This is a genomic window from Aeromicrobium tamlense (assembly GCF_013408555.1).
Taxonomy (GTDB): domain Bacteria; phylum Actinomycetota; class Actinomycetes; order Propionibacteriales; family Nocardioidaceae; genus Aeromicrobium; species Aeromicrobium tamlense.
The window spans coordinates 1,230,594-1,249,160 of the sequence record NZ_JACBZN010000001.1; the positions used below are offsets into that span (position 1 = coordinate 1,230,594).

Annotated in this window: 17 protein-coding genes; 10 read left to right on the plus strand and 7 right to left on the minus strand. The window is 70.2% G+C overall.

Annotated features, from left to right (window positions below; genetic code table 11):
- The first annotated feature begins 2 nt into the window (after nucleotides 1-2).
- The 7 genes from pafA (at nucleotide 3) to BJ975_RS06215 (ending at nucleotide 8,101) form a co-directional block, all read left to right on the plus strand.
- Complete coding sequence (gene pafA, locus BJ975_RS06185; RefSeq protein ID WP_179424306.1) at nucleotides 3-1,364, plus strand: Pup--protein ligase; 1,362 nt, start codon at nucleotides 3-5, stop codon at nucleotides 1,362-1,364.
- Nucleotides 1,365-1,460: 96 nt separating this feature from the next.
- On the plus strand, nucleotides 1,461-2,342 hold the full coding sequence (locus BJ975_RS06190) for an FKBP-type peptidyl-prolyl cis-trans isomerase (protein ID WP_179424307.1): 882 nt from the start codon (nucleotides 1,461-1,463) through the stop codon (nucleotides 2,340-2,342).
- A gap of 10 nt (nucleotides 2,343-2,352) precedes the next feature.
- Entirely contained in the window at nucleotides 2,353-3,309 is a 957-nt protein-coding gene (locus tag BJ975_RS06195; protein WP_179424308.1) for a helix-turn-helix transcriptional regulator, read from the plus strand.
- Entirely contained in the window at nucleotides 3,306-4,277 is a 972-nt protein-coding gene (locus BJ975_RS06200) for a helix-turn-helix transcriptional regulator (RefSeq protein WP_179424309.1), read from the plus strand. The genes BJ975_RS06195 and BJ975_RS06200 overlap by 4 nt, the downstream gene beginning before the upstream one ends.
- Nucleotides 4,278-4,279: 2 nt before the next feature.
- Nucleotides 4,280-4,513, plus strand: coding sequence for a twin-arginine translocase TatA/TatE family subunit (gene tatA, locus BJ975_RS06205; protein WP_179424310.1), 234 nt, complete (start codon nucleotides 4,280-4,282; stop codon nucleotides 4,511-4,513).
- Between the two features lie 5 nt (nucleotides 4,514-4,518).
- Nucleotides 4,519-5,361 (plus strand): twin-arginine translocase subunit TatC, encoded by an 843-nt coding sequence (tatC, locus tag BJ975_RS06210; RefSeq protein WP_269302291.1) that lies wholly within the window; start codon nucleotides 4,519-4,521, stop codon nucleotides 5,359-5,361.
- A gap of 19 nt (nucleotides 5,362-5,380) precedes the next feature.
- Nucleotides 5,381-8,101: a DEAD/DEAH box helicase gene (locus BJ975_RS06215; RefSeq protein ID WP_179424311.1), complete on the plus strand. Its 2,721-nt coding sequence runs from the start codon at nucleotides 5,381-5,383 to the stop codon at nucleotides 8,099-8,101.
- On the opposite strand, the gene BJ975_RS06220 is transcribed toward BJ975_RS06215, so the two are convergent.
- Genes BJ975_RS06220 through BJ975_RS06230 form a run of 3 tightly spaced genes read right to left on the minus strand, consistent with a single transcriptional unit; the run spans nucleotide 8,091 to nucleotide 11,003 of the window.
- On the minus strand, nucleotides 8,091-8,993 hold the full coding sequence (locus BJ975_RS06220) for a 5'-3' exonuclease (protein WP_179424312.1): 903 nt from the start codon (nucleotides 8,991-8,993) through the stop codon (nucleotides 8,091-8,093). The two genes, BJ975_RS06215 and BJ975_RS06220, sit on opposite strands and share 11 nt — an antisense overlap.
- Nucleotides 8,990-9,391: a PLD nuclease N-terminal domain-containing protein gene (locus tag BJ975_RS06225; protein ID WP_179424313.1), complete on the minus strand. Its 402-nt coding sequence runs from the start codon at nucleotides 9,389-9,391 to the stop codon at nucleotides 8,990-8,992. Before BJ975_RS06225 ends, BJ975_RS06220 begins: the two co-directional genes overlap by 4 nt.
- Before the next feature lie 52 nt (nucleotides 9,392-9,443).
- Nucleotides 9,444-11,003 (minus strand): M20/M25/M40 family metallo-hydrolase, encoded by a 1,560-nt coding sequence (locus BJ975_RS06230; protein ID WP_179424314.1) that lies wholly within the window; start codon nucleotides 11,001-11,003, stop codon nucleotides 9,444-9,446.
- An 80-nt stretch (nucleotides 11,004-11,083) separates the two neighbouring features.
- Between BJ975_RS06230 and BJ975_RS17095 the strand changes: the two genes are divergently transcribed.
- From BJ975_RS17095 to BJ975_RS06245, 3 genes are read left to right on the plus strand one after another with little or no spacing between them, the layout of a single operon-like run.
- A complete protein-coding gene (locus BJ975_RS17095) occupies nucleotides 11,084-12,163 on the plus strand; it encodes a M24 family metallopeptidase (protein ID WP_179424315.1) in 1,080 nt (359 codons plus the stop codon).
- On the plus strand, nucleotides 12,160-13,653 hold the full coding sequence (gene lnt / locus BJ975_RS06240; RefSeq protein WP_179424316.1) for an apolipoprotein N-acyltransferase: 1,494 nt from the start codon (nucleotides 12,160-12,162) through the stop codon (nucleotides 13,651-13,653). Before BJ975_RS17095 ends, lnt begins: the two co-directional genes overlap by 4 nt.
- A complete protein-coding gene (locus tag BJ975_RS06245) occupies nucleotides 13,613-14,332 on the plus strand; it encodes a polyprenol monophosphomannose synthase (RefSeq protein ID WP_317628289.1) in 720 nt (239 codons plus the stop codon). Before lnt ends, BJ975_RS06245 begins: the two co-directional genes overlap by 41 nt.
- Here the strand turns inward: BJ975_RS06245 and BJ975_RS06250 are convergent.
- The 4 genes from BJ975_RS06250 to BJ975_RS06265 all read right to left on the minus strand — a co-directional run bounded on the left by BJ975_RS06250 (nucleotide 14,322) and on the right by BJ975_RS06265 (nucleotide 18,490).
- A complete protein-coding gene (locus BJ975_RS06250; protein ID WP_179424317.1) occupies nucleotides 14,322-14,711 on the minus strand; it encodes an RNA polymerase-binding protein RbpA in 390 nt (129 codons plus the stop codon). The genes BJ975_RS06245 and BJ975_RS06250 overlap by 11 nt on opposite strands.
- Before the next feature lie 76 nt (nucleotides 14,712-14,787).
- Nucleotides 14,788-16,140 (minus strand): MFS transporter, encoded by a 1,353-nt coding sequence (locus tag BJ975_RS06255; protein ID WP_179424318.1) that lies wholly within the window; start codon nucleotides 16,138-16,140, stop codon nucleotides 14,788-14,790.
- Entirely contained in the window at nucleotides 16,137-16,898 is a 762-nt protein-coding gene (locus BJ975_RS06260; protein WP_179424319.1) for a glycerophosphodiester phosphodiesterase family protein, read from the minus strand. Before BJ975_RS06260 ends, BJ975_RS06255 begins: the two co-directional genes overlap by 4 nt.
- Before the next feature lie 53 nt (nucleotides 16,899-16,951).
- Nucleotides 16,952-18,490, minus strand: a complete 1,539-nt coding sequence (locus tag BJ975_RS06265; RefSeq protein WP_179424320.1) for a UDP-N-acetylglucosamine 1-carboxyvinyltransferase — start codon at nucleotides 18,488-18,490, stop codon at nucleotides 16,952-16,954.
- Between the last annotated feature and the right edge of the window lie 77 nt (nucleotides 18,491-18,567).

The following is an 18,567-nucleotide window of genomic DNA, read 5'->3' on the forward strand; positions in this document are numbered from 1 at the left end:
GCATGGACCGGCGGATCTTCGGGATCGAGAACGAGTACGGCGTCACCTGCTCGTTCCACGGACAGCGCCGCCTGTCGCCCGACGAGGTCGCCCGCTACCTGTTCCGACGCGTCGTCTCGTGGGGCCGCAGCAGCAACGTGTTCCTGCGCAACGGCGCCCGGCTCTACCTCGACGTGGGCAGCCACCCCGAGTACGCCACGCCCGAGTGCGACGACATCGTCGACCTCGTCACCCACGACAGGGCGGGGGAGCGGATCCTCGAGGGCCTCATGCTCGACGCGCAGCAGCGCCTCGCGGAGGACGGCGTCGAGGGCGACATCTACCTGTTCAAGAACAACACCGACTCCGCCGGCAACTCCTACGGCTGCCACGAGAACTACCTCGTCAGCCGCGGCGGCGAGTTCAGCCGGCTGGCCGACGTCCTGATCCCGTTCCTGGTCTCGCGCCAGATCATCTGCGGCGCGGGCAAGGTCCAGCAGACCCCGCGCGGCACGGTCTTCAGCGTCAGCCAGCGCGCCGAGCACATCTGGGAGGGCGTCTCGAGCGCCACGACACGCTCGCGCCCGATCATCAACACGCGCGACGAGCCGCACGCCGACGCCGAGCGCTTCCGCCGGCTGCACGTCATCGTGGGCGACTCGAACATGAGCGAGACCACGACGATGCTCAAGGTCGCCACCACCGACCTGGTGCTGCGGATGATCGAGAGCGGCGTCACGATGCGCGACCTCACGCTCGAGAACCCGATCCGGGCGATCCGCGAGATCTCGCACGACATGACCGGCCGCCGCAAGGTCCAGCTGGCCAACGGCCGCGAGCTGTCCGCGCTGGAGATCCAGGCCGAGTACTTCGCCAAGGCTGCCGAGTACATCGACCGGAACGGCCTCCACTCGCCCACGATCGATCGCACGATGGACCTGTGGGAGCGCACGCTCAAGGCCGTCGAGAGCGAGGACCTCACCCTCGTCGAGCGCGAGATCGACTGGGTCATCAAGTACCGGCTGCTCGACCGCTACCGCACGCAGCGCGGCCTCTCGTGGGCCGATCCGCGGATCGCGCAGCTCGACCTGGCCTACCACGACATCCGCCGCGACCGCGGCCTGTTCTACCTGCTCGAGAGCAAGGGGTCGGTCGCGCGCGTCACGAAGGACCTCGACGTCTTCACGGCCAAGTCGGTGCCGCCGCAGACCACGCGCGCGCGGCTGCGCGGCGACTTCATCGCCCGGGCGCAGGAGCGCCGGCGCGACTTCACGGTCGACTGGGTCCACCTGAAGCTGAACGACCAGGCCCAGCGCACGGTCCTGTGCAAGGACCCGTTCCGGTCGCAGGACGACCGGGTGCAGCGCCTCATCGACTCGATGTGATCTCTCAGTCGATCCTTGGGATCAGCCGTTAGTGTGGCCACGGCATCGATCCCCAGGAGGAACATCACCGTGCGTCGTACTGCTCTCGTGGTCGCCATGGCCACTGCATCCCTCGTCCTCGCCGGCTGCGGCGGGGGCAACGACCTCGACGGGATCGAGGTCTCCAAGGGCAGTACCCCGAAGGTGAAGGTCGAGGCCGACTACACCACCGAGAAGACCGAGTCGCGTGTCGTCTCCGAGGGTGGCGGCGACGAGGTCGCCGACGGTGACACCATCAAGATCAACTACATCGCGATCAACGGCCGCACCGGCAAGGAGTTCGACAACTCCTACGAGAACGAGTCGCCGATGACGCTCACGCTCAACGAGAAGACGGCGCTGCCGGGCTTCTACAAGGGTCTCGTCGGCCAGGACATCGGCTCGCGCGTGCTGGTGTCAGTGCCCGCCAAGGACGGCGTCTCGCTGCTGCAGAGCGCGGAGTCGCTGGGCCTGGAGAAGGACGACACGATGGTCTTCCTGTTCGACCTCGTCTCCAAGGTGCCCACCGAGGCCAGCGGCACGGCGCAGAAGGCCCCGGCCACGCTGCCCAAGCTGACCTACGACAAGGACAAGCACCCCGAGAAGTTCGCCAAGACGAAGAAGACGGCGGACGAGGTCAGCAAGTCCAGCTCCGCCGTCCTCATCAAGGGCAAGGGCGAGAAGGTCGAGAAGGGCGCCGTCCTCAGCGTCCAGTACGTCGGCCAGCAGTACCCCGACGGCGAGGTGTTCGACGCCTCCTGGGCCACCGGCCCGCGTCAGATCTCGATCGCCGAGGGCTCGGCCATCCCGTGCTGGAGCGACCAGATCCCCGGTCACACGCTCGGCAGCCGCATCGTGGTCACGTGCTCGTCCGAGGACGCGTACGGCAAGGACGCCAAGAAGAACGGCCAGCCCGACGGGCCGCTGATCTTCGCGGTCGACCTGCTCGACGCCAGCTAGTCTGTCGCTCATGGCCCAGCGGAAGACCGAACGGTTGATGAACCTCGTCTTCACCCTCTTGGCCACCAGCCAGTACCTGACGAAGGAGCAGATCCGCTCCTCCATCGCGGAGTACCGCGAGGACACCGACGTGGCGTTCGAGCGCAAGTTCGAGCGCGACAAGCAGGAGCTGCGCGACCTCGGCCTCGAGATCGAGACGGGCACGTTCGACGCGCTCGGCGGCGTCACCGGCTACCGGCTGCTGCGCGCGGAGGTGGAGCTGCCCCAGATCGACCTCACGGTCGAGGAGGCCGCCGTGATCGGACTGGCGGGCCAGCTGTGGGACCACGCCGGCATGGCCGCCGAGTCCACCACGGCGCTGGCGAAGCTCAAGGCGATCGGCAACGACTTCGACCCCTCGGTGCTGCGCATGACCGAGGCGCGGCTGCGCGCCGAGGAGCCCGCCTTCGACGCAGTCTTCGACGCCACGGGTCGCCGGATGCCGATCGCGTTCGAGTACCGCCGTCCCGGGGGTGAGACCTCGGTGCGCCACCTCGAGCCGTGGAGCATGACCTCGTTCCGTGAGCACTGGTACGTCGGCGGCTTCGACCGTGACCGCGACGGTCCGCGCCTGTTCCGGCTCTCGCGCATCGTCGGCGACGTGAAGCCCGACGGCGAGCCGGGGGAGTACGAGGTCCCCGACGAGGTCAACATGAAGAAGGTCGCGCGCGCCCTCCAGCCGCCGGTCCCCGACGAGTCCGCGGTCCTGCGGGTCACCGCGGGTCGCGGCCAGTCGCTGCGCCGTCACGCCGTGCGCATCGACCGGATCGACGAGGCCACCGACGAGGTCGAGGTCGCGTTCGCCGTCGTGGCGGACCTCGCCGCCGAGATCGCGTCCTACGGACCCGACGCCGTCGTCGTGTCGCCGCCCGCGCTGCGCGACGCCGTGATCGACCGGCTGCGCGCCGTCGCGGAGGTGCACGCATGAACCCGTCCCTGAAGCAGGTCGTGCGGATGCTGGCGATGGTCCCGTACCTGCAGAGCAACCAGGGCATCCCGCTGGCCGACCTCGCCCGCGAGTTCAAGATCAAGCCGGCCCAGGCCCAGCGTGAGCTGGAGATCATGATGCTCACCGGCTGGGGCGAGTACCACGGCGAGCTCATCGACTTCGACGTCACGGCGCTGCAGGACGAGGGCGTGGTCTACATCCGCGACGCCGAGTTCATGGCGCGGCCGCTGCGCATCTCGCGCAGCGAGGCCGCCGCGCTGATGGTGGCGCTGCGCACCCTGCGCCAGTCCGCCGCCGGCGACCAGGCCGCCGTGATCGACTCGGCGCTGGCCAAGCTCGGCGAGGCCGCCGGGACGCCCGTGGACACGCCCGTCGACGTCCTGCTGCCCGACGTCGACCCGGCCGTCCAGACGGCCCTGGCCGAGGCGCTCGCGGGCAAGCGACAGCTCCACATGGTCTACGCCACCGAGACGCGCGACGAGCAGACCGAACGAGTCGTCGACCCGCACCGCGCGTTCACGCAGGACGGTCACCGCTACCTCTCGGCCTGGTGCCACAAGGTCGAGGCCGACCGCCTCTTCCGCGTCGACCGGATCGTCGCGGCCACGGTCCTCGAGGCACCGGTGACCACCGACGCCGACGAGCGCACGCGGCTGGAGGACCTGTTCCCGCAGGGCCCCGACACGCCCTCGGTGCTCGTGGAGATCGCGCCCGACGCGGAGTGGCTGTTCGACCAGTACCGGATGGACGTGGTCGAGGAGCGGCCCGACGGATCGGTCCGGGCCCGCCTGTTCGGCAGCGATCCCACGTGGCTGCGGCGTGTCGTGATGCGGGCCGGCGGACGGATGCGCGTGGTCGAGCCGGGTGGCGTCGCGGACGACGTGAGGGGCTCCGCCCGGTCAGCACTGGCCGCGTACGATGAAGGAAGTCCCGACCAAGGAGTTTGACCATGCCCAACCTCGGCGCCACCGAGATCCTCATCATCCTGGGGATCGTGATTCTGTTGTTCGGCGGTCGCAAGCTCCCCGAACTCGCCCGCGGCTCCGGCCGTGCGCTGCGCATCTTCAAGTCCGAGCTGCGTGAGAGCGAGCAGGAGGAGAAGCAGGCCGGCGACGCGCCTCGCTCCATCGAGCGCACCACCGACCCGGCCGCCACCGACCGCCGCGACGACCCCACCCGCTGACCCGGGTGGCCCTCGGATTCGGTCGGGCCGGGCGCAAGCCCGGCCCCGGCGGCGAGATGCCGCTGATGGACCACCTGGCCGAGCTGCGCTCGCGCCTCATGAAGGCGCTCGCCGCGATCGTCCTCGGCGTCGTGGTCGCCTGGTACTTCTATCCCGAGATCCTCGACTGGCTCACCGCCCCGTACGAGCAGGTCCGTCCCGCCCTCGAGCAGGAGGGGATCGACACCGAGCTCGTTGTCACCGGCATCGGTGGCGCGTTCCAGTTCCAGCTCAAGACCAGCGTCGTCGCCGGTCTCGTGCTGTCGAGCCCGATCTGGATGTGGCAGATCTGGGCGTTCGTCCTGCCGGCGCTGCACCGCCACGAGAAGCGGGCCGCGCTGCTGCTGACCGCCACCTGCGTGCCGCTGTTCCTCGGCGGCGCCTGGATCGGCTACTGGACGTTCCCGAAGGCCATCGAGCTCCTCGTCGGCTTCGCGCCCGAGGGCTGGACCAACCTGCTGAACGGCGCCGACTACCTGAGCTTCGCCACCCGGATGATCCTGCTGTTCGGCGTGGGCGCGCAGATCCCCGTCGTGGTGGTGATCCTCAACCGCATGGGCGCGGTCAGCGGCGCCCAGCTGATCCACGCCCGGCCGTGGATCATCGTCGGCATCTTCTTCTTCGCGGCCATCGCGACGCCCACCGTGGACCCCGTGACGTTCCTGTTCCTGGCCATCCCGATGAGCTTCCTGTACTTCATCTCGGAGATCATCGCGCGCGTCACGGACCGCAAGCGGGGGCGGACGGCGCGGTCGCTCGACGACGACGAGGCGTCGACACTGGACGCTCCGAGGGGCCTCGACGACTGAGCCTCCGTAGGCTGGAGGCATGTCCACCCCGGCCGAGCAGTACGCCCGATTCCGCAAGGACCAGAAGCACCCGCACGTCGCGGCCTTCCGAGACCTCTACCCGTTCGGGCTGGACGACTTCCAGGTGCGCGCCTGCGAGGCGCTCGAGGACGGCCACGGCGTGCTCGTCGCGGCCCCCACCGGGTCGGGCAAGACCCTCGTCGGCGAGTTCGCGGTGCACCTGTCGCTGGCCACGGGCCGCAAGTGCTTCTACACCACGCCGATCAAGGCGCTGTCGAACCAGAAGTTCAGCGACTTCGCGGACCGGTACGGCCCCGAGAACGTCGGCCTGCTGACCGGTGACAACACGATCAACGGCGAGGCGCCGATCGTCGTCATGACGACCGAGGTCCTGCGCAACATGATCTACGCGGGCTCCTCCACGCTGAACAACCTCGGGCACGTGGTGATGGACGAGGTGCACTACCTCGCCGACCGCTTCCGCGGTGCGGTCTGGGAGGAGGTCATCATCGGCCTCCCGCCGTCGGTCTCGATCGTGTCGCTGTCGGCCACCGTGTCCAACGTCGAGGAGTTCGGCGCCTGGCTGCACGAGGTGCGCGGCGCGACCGAGACGATCGTGGAGGAGCGCCGGCCCGTGCCCCTGCACCAGCACGTGCTCGTCGGCCGCAAGATGTTCGACCTGTTCGAGCCGAACTCGACCGAGGTCAACCACACGCTGGAGCAGATGGCCCGCGACGACGCCCAGTGGAACCGTGCCTTCGCCAAGAACCGCTCGCGGCGCCCCGCGAAGGGCGGCAAGCGTCCCCGCAGCCGCCACCGCACGCCCGACCGCATCGACATCGTCCTCAAGCTGGAGTCCGAGGGCATGCTGCCGGCCATCGTCTTCATCTTCAGCCGGGCGGGCTGCGCCGCCGCCGTGGAGCAGTGCCTGGCGGCCCGCTTGATCCTGACCACGCAGGAGGAGCGCGAGGCGATCCACGAGCACGTCGACGCCGCGTGCGCGCACCTGCCGGACGACGACCTGGCCGTGCTGGGCTTCCACGAGTTCCGCGAGGGCATCGGCCGCGGCATCGCGGCGCACCACGCCGGCATGCTGCCCACGTTCAAGGAGTGCGTCGAGGACCTCTTCAGCGCCGGGCTCGTGAAGGTGGTCTTCGCCACCGAGACGCTGGCTCTCGGCATCAACATGCCGGCCCGCTCGGTCGTCGTCGACCGCCTCACGAAGTGGAACGGCGAGAACCACGTCGACGTCACGCCGGGGGAGTACACCCAGCTCACCGGCCGCGCCGGCCGCCGCGGGATCGACGTCGAGGGTCACGGCGTCGTGCTGTGGCAGCCGGGACTGGACGCGCGGCACGTCGCCGGCCTGGCCTCCACGCGCACGTATCCGCTGAACTCGTCGTTCCGTCCGTCGTACAACATGGCGGTCAACCTCGTGCACCAGGTGGGACGCGAGCGCGCCCGCGAGCTGCTGGAGCAGTCGTTCGCGCAGTTCCAGGCCGACCGCGCCGTGGTGGGTCTCGCCCGCAAGGTCCGCAAGGCCGACGAGGCGATCGAGGGCTACCGCGAGTCCGTGCACTGCGAGCTCGGCGACTTCATGGAGTACATGCGGCTGCGTCGCCGGCTCAGCGACCTCGAGTCGGCCGGCTCCAAGTCCCGCCGTGCCGCGAAGCGCGAGGAGGCGCTCGAGTCGCTCACCCGGCTCAAGCGCGGCGACGTCATCAATGTGCCTGCCGGGAAGTTCTCCGGACTCGCCGTCGTGCTCGATCCCGACACCGGCAACCGCGAGGGCCCACGCCCGATGGTGCTGACCGCCAACCGTCACGCCCGGCGGCTGGCCGTCGTGGACTTCCCGACGCCGGTCGACTCGCTCATGCAGATGCGCATCCCCAAGTCGTTCAATCCCCGCGACGCGCAGTCGCGGCGCGACCTGGCCTCCTCGCTGCGGAACCGCGCCGGCCACCTGACGGAGTACCCGACGGCCTACCGCGACGGACCGACCGCGGAGGATCCGCGGATCACCGAGCTGCGGCGCGAGCTGCGCGACCACCCCTGCCATGCGTGTCCCGACCGGGAGTCGCACGCACGGTGGGCCGAGCGCGCGTTCAAGCTCGAGCGCGAGACCGACAGCATGCGACGCCGCGTGGAGCAGCGCACCAACACCGTCGCCCGCCAGTTCGACCGCGTGTGCGAGGTGCTGGACACGCTCGGGTACCTCGACGGCGACGAGGTCACGCCCGAGGGCCGCCACCTCCAGCGGATCTACGGCGAGTCCGACCTCGTGGTGAGCGAGTCGCTGCGCCACGACGTGTGGGGCGGACTGTCCCCGTCGGAGTTCGCGGCCGTCGCCAGCGGCCTCACCTACGAGGCCCGCAACTCCGACGAGGCGCCACCGGCGCGGTTCCCGACGAAGGCGGTGGCCCAGGCGGCCGAGTCGATGGGCCTGCTGTGGCTCCAGCTCGACCAGCTGGAGCGCGACCACCGGCTGTCGTTCCTGCGCAAGCCCGACTTCGGCTTCGCGTACGCGGTCTGGATGTGGTGCGAGGGCACGAGCCTCGACCTCGTGCTCGGCTCGGCCGACATGGCCGCGGGCGACTTCGTGCGCGCCATGAAGCAGCTGATCGACACGGTCGCGCAGATCGCCGACGCCGCCGGTGCCGGCCCGCTGCGCGACACCGCGCGCGCGGCGCTCGACGAGCTGCGGACGGGCGTGGTGGCCTACTCCAGCGTCACGTCGTGACGGACTGGAGCAGCCGGTCGACGGGACCCGCGACGTTCCACTGCTCGCCGAACGCGCGCAGGGCGGGCTCGTCGATCACCCCGGTCACGGGGTCGGCCAGGTCGAGGTCGGGGCGCACGGTGACCACGCGCACCGCCGCGTCGATGTACTCCGAGCTGTCCAGCAGCGACTGGCGGATCCGCGGCCGCAGCGAGGACGACGGATCGGCCGCCGCGGCCCGGATGCCGTCGAGGTCGGCGTACTCGTTCAGCAGCGTCGCGGCGGTCTTGTCGCCGATGCCCGGGACGCCCGGCAGGCCGTCCGACGCGTCGCCGCGCATCACGGCGAAGTCGACGTACTGGTGCGGCTCGATCCCGTACTTCTCGCGCACCCACGCCGCGTCCACCACGTCGTGCTTGCTGACGCCCCGTGCCGTGTAGAGCACGCGGACGTCGCGCTCGTCGTCGACCAGCTGGAACAGGTCGCGGTCGCCGGTGACGACGTCGATGCCGGTCTCCCAGCGGTGGACCAGCGTGCCGATCACGTCGTCGGCCTCTGCCTCCGGGGCGCCCACCACGGTGGCGCCGGCGAGGGTCAGCGCCTCGGCGATGAGCGGCACCTGGTGCGAGAGCAGGTCGGGCGTCTCCTCGGTGCCCGCCTCGGGATCGGCGAGCCGGTGCGTCTTGTAGGTGTCGAGCAGCTCGACGCGCCACGCCGGACGCCAGTCGTCGTCCCACGCCGCGACGACGGCGGCGGGCTCGTAGCGGTCCTGGAGCGTGGCGAGGAAGTCGAGGATGCCGCGCACGGCGTTCACGGGGCGGCCGTCGGCGGCCTTGATCGAGTCGGGAACGCCGTAGAAGGCGCGGAAGTACAGGCTGGCGGTGTCGAGCAGGAGCAGTCGCGAAGAGCTCATGGGGTGGGTTCGCCCTCCTGGGCGTCTCGGGATCGTTGCTGCTCACGATAGGCCCGGCGCTGCTCCTCGGCCCGCTCGCGCAGGCTCCTCAGGAACGCCTCGTCGGCCTCGGGGTCGGCCGGGACGTGGCGACCGGGACGGTCGTACTCGGGGAAGCGCGAGGCCGCGACCGAGGCCGAGGTGTTGCCCTTGTAGGGCAGGTCGCGCGTGGTCGTGGCGGGCCGTCCGACGGCCAGCCAGGCGAGCGATCCGACGAGCGGGAGCAGGATCACGACGATGAGCCACAGGGTCTTGGGCAGATGCCGCACGGCGTACTCGTCGGAGGTGATGACGTCGACGAGGCAGAAGACCCAGAGGGCGAGAACGATCAGGCTCCCGACCGACCCGAAGAGGAACATGCACGCATGATGGCACGCTCGGGGCGGTGCGGGAGCCTGATCGACTCAGTTGTCAGCGGGTCTTGAGGTGACCGTGCTGGTGGTGGACGTGCGCCTTCCCCTTCGCCTGGGCCTTGCCCCGGGCGGCCTTGCGACTGCCGTCGGGGTAGAGGCCCTTCTTGGAGAACGTCAGGGTGGCCACCGCGAAGGCCGCGGCGTCGCCCATCTCGTGCAGGGCCTTGACGCTGAGGTTCGTCATGTCGTCGCAGGCCTGGTGGTAGCACGGGTCGTACGCCACGCCGGCCGTGCCGCCGTACAGCGCCACCTGCTCGGGCGTCTTCACGCCCTCGGCGCCGGTGAACAGGCCGCCGGCCGGGATGCCGACCTCGATGAACGGACCGTAGTCCGAGCGGCCGTCGAAGGCCGTCGGCTCACTGGCCAGTCCCTGGCTGTCGAACCAGTCCGTGAAGACCTGCTCGATCTCGCCCGAGCCGGCGGGACCGGGGTCACCGTCGGAGCCGTCACCGTCGTACACGAACCGCGCGTAGTTCGGCGAGCCGATCATGTCGAAGTTCAGGTTGGCGTAGATCCGCGACAGCTCGTCCTCGGACAGGTTGGCCACGTAGTGCTCCGAGCCGAGCAGGCTCAGCTCCTCCGCGCCCCAGAAGGCGAAGCGGACCGGGCGCTGGAGGTTCTTGTAGAGCCCCGTGCTGCTCAGCTGCCGGGCGATCTCGAGGATGCCGGCCGAGCCGGACCCGTTGTCGTTGATGCCGGGACCCTCGGGAACGCTGTCGAGGTGGGCGCCCACGACGACGACCTGGTCCTTGTTCTTGATCTTCTTGAGCTCGGACGCCGGAACGTCCGCGAGCACGTTGTAGGTCGTGCGCTCGAGGTCGGACTCGACGTCGGTGGTCAGCGTGCCCGTGGGCGTGCCGGCCGCGACGAACTCCGCGCCCTGCTCGTAGCTGATGCCCGACACCGGCACGGACTTCGGGGCGCCGAGCGTGCCGGCGACCACATCGGTGCGTCCGGGCTGGCCCTCGTTGAAGACGAGCACCGCGTCGTAGCCGGCGGCCACGGCGTTGTCGACCTTCACGGCGAAGTCGCAGGTGCCGCGCTGGACGAGCGCGATCGCGTCCTCGGCGGGCGCCGGGGCGAAGTCGGCCGCCTCACAGCCGGAGTTGCTGCTCCCGGCCTCGGGACCCGGCGGGATCTGGACGTCGTTCGTGGGGATGATCGGGCCCGTGACGCTGCCGCTCGCGGAGTACGTGAACACCGCGTTCTCGATCTCCTCGCCGCCGACGGTGAGCGTGGCGGGAGTGAGCTCCTGGAAGAACGGGAACGTGAACTCCTGGACCGTGACCTTGTACCCGGACTTCTTGAGCTCGCGCGCCACGTACTCGACCGAGGCGTCGTAGCCGGGGAGGCCGGACGCCCGGTTCCCGCCGTTCGCGTTCGCGATGGCCTGGAACTGGCGCAGATGCTTCAGGATGCCGTTGACGGTGACCGCCTTGGTCAGCTTGGTGGCCTGACCCTTCGGTGCCGTCGGGCCGGACTTCGCGACTGCGGGTGACGCGGTGACGAGTCCAGCGGTGAGGATTGCCGCCGATGCGGCGATGACTGCCTTCTTCATGGATCCCCCGATCCGTTGGGTGGTGCAGATAGTGCCTACGGTCACACAGGTTCGTCGGGAGCGCCAGATAGCCTTTCGCTGTGACTGAACGCCTCGACCGCGCCCGACTCCTCGCCGGACAGAACGGCATCGACGCCCTTCTCGTGACCCCGGGGGCCGACCTGCGCTACCTGACCGGCTACGCCGCCAAGCCCCTGGAACGGCTGACGTGTCTCGTCGTGACCCAGCGGGGATCGCACCTCGTCGTGCCCGGCCTCGAGCGTGCCGCGGCCGAGGCCGCGGGGGTGACGATGCCCATCGTCACGTGGTCCGAGCTCGACGACCCGTTCGCGCTCGTCGCCGAGCTGATCGGCAGCGCCTCGGTGGTGGCGGTCGACGACCAGATGTGGGCGTCACGGGTGTTCGCGCTGCAGGAGGCCATGCCCGAGGCCGGCTTCGTGCTCGGCGGTCAGCTCGTGTCGGCGCTGCGCACGGTGAAGGAGCCCGCGGAGGTCGACGCCCTGCGCGACGCCGGCGCGGCGATCGACCGCGTGCACGCGCGCATGGGGGAGTGGCTGCGTCCCGGCCGCACCGAGCGCGAGGTCGGCGCCGACATCGCCCGCGCGATCGTCGAGGAGGGCCACGAGCAGGTCGACTTCGTGATCGTCGGCTCCGGGCCCAACGGCGCCTCGCCGCACCACGAGGTCTCCGACCGGGTCATCGGCGCGGGCGAGCCGGTCGTCGTCGACATCGGCGGCACCAACGCCGCGGGCTACTGCTCGGACTCCACCCGCAACTACGTCGCCGGCGGCGAGCCCGACCCGGGCTACCTGGCGATGCTCGAGGTCCTGCAGCGCGCCCAGCAGGCCCAGCTCGAGTACGCCAGGCCGGGCGTCACGGCCGAGTCCGTCGACGCGGTCGGCCGCCGGATCATCGCCGACGCCGGCTACGGCGACCGCTTCATCCACCGCACCGGTCACGGCATCGGCCAGGAGACGCACGAGGAGCCCTACATCGTCGAGGGCAACGACCTCGAGCTCGAGCCGGGCATGGCGTTCTCGATCGAGCCGGGAATCTACGTCGAGGGCCAGTGGGGAGCCCGCATCGAGGACATCGTCGTGTGCACCGAGGATGGCGTCGAGGTCCTCAACAACACGCCGCGTCATCTCGTCCGGCTGTGAGACAGGTCCTCGCGGCGGCGCTGCTCGGCGTCGTCTCCGCGGCCGCGTTCGAGCCGCTCGCCCTGCCGGGCGTCATGCTGCTGGCCGTCGCGGGCTACCTCTTCGTCGTCCGCACGCTGCGTGACGCGCCCGTCCGACGGGTGCTGCTCGTGGGACTCGTCTTCGGGCTCGCGTTCATGGGCCCGCTCATCTGGTGGATGAACGCGGTCGACCCGTGGGCATGGGTGGCGCTCGTCGCGATCGAGGCCCTGCTGATCTCGCTGATCACGTGGGTGCTGCGGGCCGCCGTCCAAGCTTCCTGGTGGCCCCTGTGGGCGGCCGCGGTCTGGATCGCGGGCGAGCAGCTCCGCGGCAGCTTCCCCCTCACCGGGTTCCCGTGGGGACGGCTGGCGCACACCGCGATCGACGCCCGCTTCGAGGGCTGGGTGCGCCTGGTCGCGCTGCCCGCGACCTCGTTCCTCATGGCGCTCACGGCGGGCCTGCTGGTCGTGGCGGTCACGCAGCGCCGCGTGCTCGTGCTGGCCGTCGCCGTCGCGATCCCGTCGATCGGGCTGCTGCTGCCGGTCGGCATCGCCGACGGGGGAGCGACGAGGACCGTCGCCGTGGTCCAGGGCAACACCCCGGGTCCGTTCCTGCAGTGGCCCCGGGCCGAGATCTTCCGCCTCCACGTGGCCGAGACCGAGCGGATCGACCGGCCGGTCGACGCCGTGATCTGGCCCGAGAACGGCTCCGATCTCGACGTGCTGAACAACGCGTACGCGCGCGACGAGGTCACCCGGCTCTCGCGTGAGGTCGGCGCGCCGATCCTCGTGGGGGCGATCCTCGACGGTCCCAGCCCCGACACCGCGTACAACGCGTCGGTCCTGGTCGACGAGAACGGGCCGAAGCAGGACGTCTACCTCAAGCAGTACCCCGTGCCGTACGGCGAGTACGTGCCGTTCCGCGAGCAGCTCGGCTCGCTCGTGCCGCGGTTCGACCGCGACATCCCGCGCGACATCCTGGCCGGCGACGAGCCCGGCGCGATGACCCTCGACGGGCTGACGATCGGCCTGACGATCTGCTGGGACATCGCGTACGACGGCGCGGTGCACGGTGCGGTCGATCTCGGCGCCGAGATGCTCGCCGTGCAGACCAGCAACGCCAGCTTCATGGACTTCGGCCAGGGCGTGCAGCCGCAGCAGCAGTGGGCGATCTCGCGGCTGCGGGCCATCGAGACCGGGCGGTGGGTCGCGGTCGCGTCCACCAACGGCATCTCGGGGATCGTGGACCCGGAGGGGCACGTCGTGGGTCGCGCCCCGGAGAAGGAGCCCGCCACCGTCATCGCCGACGTGCAGGCGGCCGAGGGCACCACGCCCGCCACGCGCTACGGATCGTGGTGGACCATGGTGATCTACGTCATGTCCGTGGCAGGATGGGTCCTCGGTAAACGCCAGTTACGAAGGAGCGGCCGTGAAGACGCTGGTCATCATCCCGACCTACAACGAGGCTGACAACGTCGGCTGGATCACCGACAGCGTCCTGACGGAGCAGCCCGAGGTCGAGATCCTCGTCGCGGACGACAACTCGCCCGACGGCACGGGCGACATCGCCGACAAGCTGGCCGAGGCCGACCCGCGCATCCACGTCCTGCACCGCGAGGGCAAGGAGGGCCTCGGCGCCGCCTACAAGGCCGGCTTCGCCTGGGGTCTCGAGCGCGACTACGACGTGCTCGTGGAGATGGACGCCGACGGATCGCACCGGCCGGAGGACCTCGGGCGGCTGCTCGACTCGGCGCGTGCCGGCGTCCCGCTGACGCTCGGCTCGCGCTGGGTGCCCGGCGGCTCGGTCGTCAACTGGCCCAAGCGGCGCGAGGCGCTGTCGCGCGGGGCGTCGCTGTACGCCCGGCTCATGCTGAACCTCGGCGTCAAGGACGCCACCGCCGGCTTTCGCGCCTTCCGTCGCGAGACGCTCGAGGCGATCGATCTTGCGGCCGTCGAGTCGCAGGGCTACTGCTTCCAGATCGACATGACCCGGCAGACCCGCCTGGCGGGGCTCGAGGTGGCCGAGGTGCCCGTCACCTTCGTCGAGCGGGTGCACGGTCAGTCGAAGATGAGCCTCGACATCGTGAAAGAGGCCCTCACACGGGTGACCGTGTGGGGCCTCTTGCGGATGAATCCGTTCAGGCGCTGACGGACTTCTTCCGGGACTTGCTCTTGCGGTGCAGGTGCGGCGGGCCGATCTCGCCACCGCGCAGCATCTCCAGCCGCTCGGTGAGGATCTCCTCGAGCTCCTCCTCGGAGCGACGCTCCAGGAGCATGTCCCAGTGCGTGCGCACCGGCTTCTCCTCCTTGGCGTCCGGCTCGGCGCCGCCGACGCGGCGTCCCATCTGGCCGGTCTTCGGGTCTTCCCACTCGGCCGGAACCTCAGCCTCGTCCGACATCGTCACCGTGAACGTGTGGCCGTCGGCGCACACGTATTCGATCTGCTGACGCGGTGCCATCTCGACTCCGCGCTCGTCCTCGAAGCTCTGGGCTCCCAGCCGCGCTCCGCGCAAGGCTCGTTCTGCCATGGTCGGTCCCCCTTCTGGTGGTGTCCGTCCATTCCAACGTACGACAGATCCGTGAGATTCCCCTGAGAGCGACCTTTCAGCCCTCGGCGCTGTGACGACGCGCACGGTCCTCGACGTGCGCCGGCACGCGCAGGAGCAGCAGCAGGCCGAAGCCCAGAACCACCATGATCCCGGCGATTCCCCAGCGGTCGGTCTCGGTGTCGAGCAGGAGGTTGCCGGCCCAGATGCTGATGGCGAAGAACAGGGGCGCCATGAACGACACGGCGCGGCCGGTCATGGCGTAGAGGCCGAAGTTCTGTCCCTCGCGGCCGGGCGTGGTGATGCGCGTGAGGTAGGTGCGCGAGGCCGACTGGGCGGGCCCGACGAACAGGCACAGGCCCAGGCCGAAGATCCAGAACATCCGCGGCCCGTCGACGAACAGCAGCACGAGGCCGCAGACCAGCATCGAGGCGAGCGAGAACACGATCACGGCACGCGGGCCGATCCTGTCGTCGTAGCGGCCGGCCAGCAGGGCGCCGGCGGCCGAGATCACGTTGGCGGCGACGCCGAACAGGATCACGTCGTCCTCGCGGATGGAGTAGACCGAGACGGCCAGGACGGCGCCGTAGGCGAAGACGCCGGCGAGCCCGTCGCGGAAGAACGCACTCGCGATGAGGAACTTCAGGGTGTCGCGGTCCTCGCGCCACATCGTGGTGACGTCGTTCCAGATGCCGCGGTACGAGTCGGCGATGCTGACCTTCGGGGCGTCCGCGTTGGCCGTGGCCGGAAGCTCGGGGACCTTCAGGAACAGCGGGATCGCGAAGACCAGGAACCAGACGGCCGCCAGCAGCGCGATGAGGCGGATGTTCATCCCGTTCTCGGACGGAACGCCGAGGAAGCCGCGGGTGTCACCGTCGCCGGCCACGAAGCCGAAGTAGCAGATCAGCAGCAGCACGATGCCGCCGAAGTAGCCCATCGCCCAGCCGAAGCCGGACACGCGGCCGACGTCGTCGGGCGTGGAGACCTGGCGCAGCATCGCGAAGTACGGGACCTGGGTGAGCTCGAAGATCACCGAGCCGGCGGCCATCAGGGTGAGGCCGAGCCACAGGAAGTGCCAGTCGTTCTCGACGAAGAACAGCGACGCCGTGATGACGACGACCGCCATCGTGAGCCAGAACAGGCTCTTCTTGCGGGCACCGCCCGCGTCGGTGCGGCGGCCGAGCGCCGGCGCGATGATCGCGATGAGCACGGCTCCGGCCGCGCTCGACAGGCCCAGCCACGTGCTGGCGCGGAACGGCCCGGGGACGTCGTCGCCGACGCCCTCGACGAGGTAGACCGAGAAGATGAAGGTGACGATGACGGCGTTGAACGCCGCGGAGCCCCAGTCCCACAGCCCCCACGCGACCACGCGGCCGCGGTCGCGGCGGGTGGCGACGACCTCCTCGCTCATGGGGCCTCCGTCCACTGGCCGCGCTCCTGCAGCACCTGCTTGAGCAGGTCGGTGCGGTCGGTCATGATCCCGTCGACGCCGAGCTCGGCGAGACGATGCATCTCGGCGGGCTCGTCGACGGTCCAGACGTGCACGTGCTTGCCGGCGCGGTGGGCCCGCCGCAGGAAGCGCGGCGTCATGACGCGGGCGCGGCCGTGCCGGACGGGCACCTGGAAGATCAGCGGGGCCGCCGGGACGCGACCGGTCAGCACCATCTGGGCGACCTCGCGGGACGAGGCCGAGGTGACCACCCGGGGGAGTCGAGCGCGCATCCGGACGAGCCGCGCGTGCGAGAAGGAGGCCAGGCAGATCCGGTCGAGGATGCCGAGCCGCTCCACGAGGTCGGTCGTGGCGTCGACCGAGTCGTCGGCCTTCACGTCGATGTTCCAGCGCGCCTCGGGCAAGGCCTCGACGAGCGTCTGGAGCCGCACGATCGGCTCACGGTCGCCGAGCAGCGCCCGATCGATCTCGGCCGAGTCCAGGTCGGCGATCGCGGTGTCGCGGCCCAGCAGCCGGTCGAGCTTGGCGTCGTGGCACGCGTACACGACGCCGTCGCGGCTGCAGCGCACGTCGGTCTCCATGTACCGGTAGCCCAGCTCGTAGGCATGGGTGAACGCGGCGAGCGAGTTCTCGATCCCGAGGTTGGCCTCGACGGTGGCGCCACCGCGGTGCGCGAACGCGATCGGCGGGGCGGGCTCGAGGTACGGCGGTGTCCTCACGCGACCAACCTAGGCCACCGCGAACGGGCGGTGGCGCAGGTCGGTCGAACGCGTCAGATGTCGCGGAACGTCTCGATCTCGGCGCCGAGCGCGTTGAGGCGCAGGGCCAGGTCCTCGTAGCCGCGGTTGATGACGTAGACGCTGCGCAGCACCGACGTGCCCTTCGCCGCGAGCATCGCGATGAGGATGACCACGGCGGGCCGCAGCGCGGGCGGGCAGACCAGCTCGGCGCCGCTCCAGTGCGTGGGGCCCTCGATCAGGACGCGGTGCGGGTCGAGCAGCTTGACCTGCGCGCCGAGCTTGTTGAGCTCGGTGAGGTAGATCGCGCGGTTCTCGTAGACCCAGTCGTGCAGCATCGTCTGGCCCTCGGCCTGCGCCGCGATGACGGCGAAGAACGGCAGGTTGTCGATGTTGAGTCCGGGGAACGGCATCGGGTGGATCTTGTCGATCGGCGCTCGCAGCGTTGACGGGTGCGTCGTGATGTCGACCAGGCGCGTGTGGCCGTTCTCGGCGAGGTACTCCTCGGAGCGCTCGTAGCGGAAGCCCATCTCCTCGAGCAGCGCGAGCTCGATCTCCATGAACTCGATCGGGACGCGGCGCACGGTGATCTGCGAGCTGGTGACGATGGCGGCGGTGATGAGGCTCATCGCCTCGATCGGGTCCTCGCTGGGCGCGTAGTCGACGTCGCCGCGGATGTCCTGCTTGCCGGTGACGCGCAGCGTGGTGGTGCCGATGCCCTCGATCCGGACGCCGAGGCGCTCCAGGAAGAAGCACAGGTCCTGGACCATGTAGTTCGGGCTGGCGTTGCGGATGACCGTGACGCCGTCGTGGCGGGCGGCGGCCAGCAGGGCGTTCTCGGTGACGGTGTCGCCGCGCTCGGTCAGCACGATGGGGCGCTCGGGAGCGACGCCGCGGGCGGCGGAGGCGTGGTAGCTGCCGTCGGTGGCGACGACCTTGAGGCCGAAGGGACGCAGGGCCGTCATGTGCGGCTCGACGGTGCGGGTGCCGAGGTCGCAGCCGCCGGCGTAGGGCAGGTCGAAGGTGTCGACGCGGTGCATGAGGGGGCCGAGGAACATGATGATGCTGCGGGTGCGGCGGGCGGCCTCGGCGTCCATCTTCGCCAGGTCGAGGCGCTCGGGGACGACGAGCTCGAGGTCGTTCTGCTCGTTGAGCCACGTGGTGCGGACGCCGATCGACTCCAGCACCTCGAGCAGGCGGTTGACCTCCTCGATGCGGGCGACCTTGCGCAGCACGGTGGTGCCGGTGTTCAGCAGCGCGGCGCACAGCAGCGCGACCCCGGCGTTCTTGCTGGACTTGACGTCGATGCTGCCCGAGAGCGTGGTGCCGCCCTTGACGCGCAGGTGGCTCGGGCCGGCCGCGGGGGCCACGCTCACGAGCTCGGAGTCGAGGGCCGATCCGATCCGCGCGAGGGTGTCCAGCGTGAGGTTCTGCTGGCCCTTCTCGATGCGGTTGATGGCGCTCTGGCTGGTCTTGAGCTCGGTGGCCAGCTGGGCCTGGGTGAGGCCGGAGTGCTGACGCGCGTCGCGGATCAGGGTGCCGATCCGGGCGAGGTAGGAGTCGCTCTGGGTCATGAACTCCAGCGTATATCAGTTGTGAGATAAAGCCAGTCTGCGCCCTGTGAGTGTCGCCACCGTCGAGCCCGCCTCGC

Bases quoted from the DNA above. Each gene is read 5' to 3' on its own strand.
- BJ975_RS06255 (WP_179424318.1), bottom strand. From the start codon at position 16,140: ATGAGCGAGGAGGTCGTCGCCACCCGCCGCGACCGCGGCCGCGTGGTC.
- BJ975_RS06250 (WP_179424317.1), bottom strand. From the start codon at position 14,711: ATGGCAGAACGAGCCTTGCGCGGAGCGCGGCTGGGAGCCCAGAGCTTC.
- tatA (WP_179424310.1), top strand. From the start codon at position 4,280: ATGCCCAACCTCGGCGCCACCGAGATCCTCATCATCCTGGGGATCGTG.
- pafA (WP_179424306.1), top strand. From the start codon at position 3: ATGGACCGGCGGATCTTCGGGATCGAGAACGAGTACGGCGTCACCTGC.
- BJ975_RS06220 (WP_179424312.1), bottom strand. From the start codon at position 8,993: ATGAGCTCTTCGCGACTGCTCCTGCTCGACACCGCCAGCCTGTACTTC.
- BJ975_RS06230 (WP_179424314.1), bottom strand. From the start codon at position 11,003: ATGAAGAAGGCAGTCATCGCCGCATCGGCGGCAATCCTCACCGCTGGA.
- BJ975_RS06200 (WP_179424309.1), top strand. From the start codon at position 3,306: ATGAACCCGTCCCTGAAGCAGGTCGTGCGGATGCTGGCGATGGTCCCG.
- BJ975_RS06190 (WP_179424307.1), top strand. From the start codon at position 1,461: ATGGCCACTGCATCCCTCGTCCTCGCCGGCTGCGGCGGGGGCAACGAC.
- BJ975_RS06265 (WP_179424320.1), bottom strand. From the start codon at position 18,490: ATGACCCAGAGCGACTCCTACCTCGCCCGGATCGGCACCCTGATCCGC.
- BJ975_RS06195 (WP_179424308.1), top strand. From the start codon at position 2,353: ATGGCCCAGCGGAAGACCGAACGGTTGATGAACCTCGTCTTCACCCTC.
- BJ975_RS06215 (WP_179424311.1), top strand. From the start codon at position 5,381: ATGTCCACCCCGGCCGAGCAGTACGCCCGATTCCGCAAGGACCAGAAG.
- BJ975_RS06225 (WP_179424313.1), bottom strand. From the start codon at position 9,391: ATGTTCCTCTTCGGGTCGGTCGGGAGCCTGATCGTTCTCGCCCTCTGG.